The sequence below is a fragment of the Legionella tunisiensis genome, from assembly GCF_000308315.1.
Classification (GTDB): Bacteria; Pseudomonadota; Gammaproteobacteria; order Legionellales; family Legionellaceae; genus Tatlockia; species Tatlockia tunisiensis.
In genome coordinates this window covers 1-2116 of the sequence record NZ_CALJ01000338.1, presented here as the reverse complement: position 1 = coordinate 2116, position 2116 = coordinate 1, and the positions used below count along the sequence as shown (strand labels likewise).

Below are 2116 nucleotides of genomic sequence, written 5' to 3'. Positions count from 1 at the left end.
TGAAACAGGAGTACCATTTTCAGCTTGTTTTAGAATTGAATGGATCTGACTGTCTGTAAATTTTGATCTTTTCATGAAGAATCTCCTTCGTCATAAGGTACGAGAAAATTCTACTTTTGACATCTCTTATTTTTCGGGGGGATTACCTCACCACGTTAACGCAAGGATTTATTGTCGACTCATTGGTTAAGCATTTTATATTTTGGCTAGGGAATGTCGCAGTTTACCCAATGTTGTTAATTATGATGTAATCATTAAACCTTAAAATGCTCATTTATAACACACAAAGAGCAGAGGCGTGTCATGCGGACAAAAGTTGAGCTATTGAGAAATATTTATAACCCTAACACAAATAAGAGTAAGGTACATCGCAACAGAAAACATACCCAATATGGACGAGATTACTCTCAAGAGACCGTAAGTTATACAAGTAATGAACGTGAAATAATTTTGGCAAATTACACGTTTGAAACGTATCGTCATGCTCGTGATGAAAAAACATTATTCTTAAGAAAGAACAATCTTAGCATGACAGAAGTACAAATCGATTTGGCTTTGGGAGTTATTACAAAAAATGTCATAGACGCCCTCGAAATAACCTCCGAATCTAAACAACGGGAAATATTTGAGCAGGTAAAAAAGCATTTTATAAAGGGAATTTGCCGCTTATAGTGAGCCAATCTAACAAAAGAGATTTGGTAACTCGCCATTCAATTGAGGCAAGTATAAATTTTATGGTAAATAAATTAAACCTCAAGGATCTTGCAAAGAAATTTATGAAGGATACATCGATCCATTCAGAAGAAAAACTTGAGATTTTCCAAAAAATATTTTCTAGAAAATTATTGGCGTTACTACCAAATATTCTGGTTGGAAAAAAGGGAAATTTAAGGCATGGTTTTATTGATAAATCCATACAGGCAGCAACGCTAAGAATACTCACTTTACTTGTAATGCTCGATAATGTCTCCAATGGCTGGGAAAACAATACTCAAAAAGAAGTAGAAGACCGTGCCGAAAGTTCTTTCAACTATATTCTTACAGCAATAATTATCATGTGGATTATAGCCGCTGTTGTTAAATTGGCAGAAACCATTATTGAAAATCGTGAAGAAGATTTAAAAGATTTAAAAACCAAATTTTCCGCAGCCAAAGAAAAGAAAAGTAATATAAGAGCAATCACTGAGAGTACAGAATCAGCTCTCAGTGAAATGGAGACGCAAAAAACTATTATATTTACTCAGCACATATTTACTCAGCACCCATAGATAAAGCAGAGGCAGAACAAATAGTTCTTGCTATTTGTAGCGAAAAGACACGCCCTCAAGTACAAGAGCGAATTAATCAGGCTTTTGAGCTTGCTGGAGCAGACAAAATTACTTGCAGCACGTTAAAGAAAAATATCCAGACGATTTTAAAGCAAGATCTTGCTGAATATAATAAATTAGAAATAGAATGCGAAAAAATAGCTCAAAAGTATAATGATCTTTTTAATCAGATGAAAAATGAAAAAGATCCTGTTAATATTATAGTAGCTAGCAAAGATTTTATTACAGGTTATCCAAAACATTGTATAAATAAATGTAGCGAACGTTTTGGTATTAGATTGTTCGAAAAAAATCCACAAGAGATCGGTTTATATTAAGTAAGCATGATAATAACGATGGACCTGACCAAAATAATCATGGTTTAAATTAGTTTTTAGCTAATCTGTCGATGCTAGAAGTAAATAGTGCAAACATTTATTTCTGGCTAGATTCTGGTTGTACTTTAAAAAATGGAGGAAATAACAATGTTTACATGGTTTCAGCGTTACAATACCCACAAGACAGAAGCTAATAAAGAAAATCAAGAATTTGACAGGATGTATAAAGATGAGCGTGAATCTGACAAAGAATTTCGTGAAAACAATAAAGAGCTCTTTACACAGGAGGTAGAAGATACTTGTGGTGAAGCTAAAAACACATCGATGGTATTACTTTAAATAAAAAATTCGACTCAACACCAATATAAGGAGGCACTTTAATCGAATTAGCATAGATTAATTCTTTGATTTAGAAATCAAAAAGAGATTAAAGTGCCGAGATATAATCTTATCTGGCAGCGTCAACTAAAC

Annotated in this window: 3 protein-coding genes; all 3 read left to right on the top strand. The window is 33.2% G+C overall.

What is annotated here, in order from left to right; genetic code table 11:
- The first annotated feature begins 303 nt into the window (after window positions 1-303).
- The 3 genes from BN58_RS20555 (at window position 304) to BN58_RS20540 (ending at window position 1984) form a co-directional block, all read left to right on the top strand.
- Window positions 304-672, top strand: coding sequence for a hypothetical protein (locus tag BN58_RS20555; protein ID WP_019218456.1), 369 nt, complete (start codon window positions 304-306; stop codon window positions 670-672).
- Entirely contained in the window at window positions 672-1268 is a 597-nt protein-coding gene (locus tag BN58_RS20550; RefSeq protein WP_019218455.1) for a hypothetical protein, read from the top strand. Before BN58_RS20555 ends, BN58_RS20550 begins: the two co-directional genes overlap by 1 nt.
- A gap of 524 nt (window positions 1269-1792) precedes the next feature.
- The gene (locus BN58_RS20540) at window positions 1793-1984 is read left to right on the top strand and encodes a hypothetical protein (protein ID WP_019218453.1); all 192 of its coding nucleotides are present in this window, start codon (window positions 1793-1795) and stop codon (window positions 1982-1984) included.
- The last annotated feature ends 132 nt before the right edge of the window (window positions 1985-2116 follow it).

Coding starts and splice junctions, on each gene's coding strand:
- BN58_RS20555 (WP_019218456.1), top strand. CDS start 304: ATGCGGACAAAAGTTGAGCTATTGAGAAATATTTATAACCCTAACACA.
- BN58_RS20540 (WP_019218453.1), top strand. CDS start 1,793: ATGTTTACATGGTTTCAGCGTTACAATACCCACAAGACAGAAGCTAAT.